At 70.5% G+C, this 1,067-nt stretch carries 2 protein-coding genes; both read left to right on the forward strand.

What is annotated here, in order from left to right; all coding sequences use genetic code 11:
* On the forward strand, positions 1 to 318 hold a 318-nt coding region (locus BBK14_RS38355), incomplete at its 5' end, for a hypothetical protein (protein WP_198541310.1).
* A 175-nt stretch (positions 319 to 493) separates the two neighbouring features.
* Positions 494 to 1,067 (forward strand): class I SAM-dependent methyltransferase (locus tag BBK14_RS15945; RefSeq protein ID WP_131802336.1); only part of this gene is annotated, 574 nt, incomplete at its 3' end.

Raw genomic sequence — 1,067 nt, forward strand, 5'->3', positions numbered from 1 at the left:
GAGCTCGACCAGCTTCTCGGCTACGCCCTGCTCGACTACTCCGACACCTACAAGCTGGACTCCGTCGGGCACTACCTGGCCCGTTACAGCACGACCATCACCTGGCCACTCGCGGATCTGTGCGCCGAGCTCGCTGGCCATCCGGTCGAGCTCGCCGACTTGCGGGCCGAGTTCCGTCGGCTGCTGCGCGAGGACCTGCCGGACTACTGGGAGCGCATTGGCGCGCAGGCAGCGCCGCCGCCGGAGCCGGAAGCCGACGTCGCGGACATCGTGCTGACCCTGCCGTCCGCACCGGGGCGCCGCGGTCGCCTGTCGTAGGCCGGTAACGGATCGCCGGTCCTGGAGCCGCCGAGTCGAAGCTCAAGCGGTCACCCTGGTTCGGAGGTGCTTGCGTCGAATCGGCCCCACGGATGGCTGGGAACATCGGAGACAGCCGAGGACCCGTGGGCGGTGCTGGTGCGGCCGGCGCGGGAGGCGACAGGGGTCCGATGTGGTGAACCGCGAGACGTCAGCGCACTACGAGCGGCTCGCCGGCAGCTACGACCAGGCCTGGACCTACAGCGAGACGTTCCTGGACTGGATGGCCGGCGAGATCGTCGAGTCACTCGAGCTGACCCGCGGCGACCGGATCGCCGACGTCGGCTGCGGCACCGGGCTGCACACTCGTCGCATCCTCGGCCTGGTCCGGCCCACGGCGCCGATTCTCTGCGTCGACCCCTCCCCGGCGATGTTGCGCCAGCTTCCCGCGGACCCTGTCCTACGTCCCGTATGCGCGTCTGCTGAGCAGTTCGCAGCGGTCGACGGGCACGAACCCGCTGCCGCGTCGCCGGGTTCGCTCGACGCGATCGTGGCCAAGGAGGCGGTCCACCACATCGCGGCGGCCGACCGCCCGCAGGTGATCGCCGGCCTGGCCGGGCTCCTGGGCCCGGATGGACGACTGCTCGTCGTGATGCTGCCGAGGAAGATCGCCTACCCGCTGTTCGACGCGGCCCTGCGACGGTTCGAGGAGCTCCAGCCCGACCCGGAGGCCATCGCCGATCACATGTGGAGCGCTGGTCTGACGGTCA

The organism is Parafrankia soli (assembly GCF_001854695.1).
In the GTDB taxonomy this organism is placed as follows: domain Bacteria; phylum Actinomycetota; class Actinomycetes; order Frankiales; family Frankiaceae; genus Parafrankia; species Parafrankia soli.